The sequence below is a fragment of the Lacisediminihabitans profunda genome, assembly GCF_008040105.1.
Classification (GTDB): domain Bacteria; phylum Actinomycetota; class Actinomycetes; order Actinomycetales; family Microbacteriaceae; genus Lacisediminihabitans; species Lacisediminihabitans profunda.
Map to the genome: position 1 here is coordinate 1 of NZ_VRMG01000074.1, position 300 is coordinate 300.

The 300-nt window shown below is 61.3% G+C and carries 1 protein-coding gene; it reads left to right on the forward strand.

Features of this window, described 5'->3' with window-relative positions; all coding sequences use genetic code 11:
- Positions 1 to 86: 86 nt before the first annotated feature.
- A partial coding sequence (locus tag FVP33_RS19110) for a GntR family transcriptional regulator (RefSeq protein ID WP_147785266.1) occupies positions 87 to 300 on the forward strand: 214 nt, incomplete at its 3' end.

The following is a 300-nucleotide window of genomic DNA, read 5'->3' on the forward strand; positions in this document are numbered from 1 at the left end:
GATGAGGCGCCCTCTGCGCCAGATCCAGATCCTTCGATCTCGCTATCGTTCGCGTTCTGATATGGTCAACGGCCGTGGGGCGAGACATGTCCGACAAGGAACGGCGCCCGGGCTCGGCTAAGCAGACCATGGTTGAGCAGCTGCGCCAGGAGATCCTCGATCTAATTGCAGAGCGGGGTCTCGACGCCGGTGACAAACTCGATGCGGAAAGCGCCTTGTCAAAGCGTTTCGGTGTTTCCCGCCCCACCGTCCGAGACGCCCTCACGAGCCGTGAGCAAGAGGTTGTGCTCAATGCCGTGC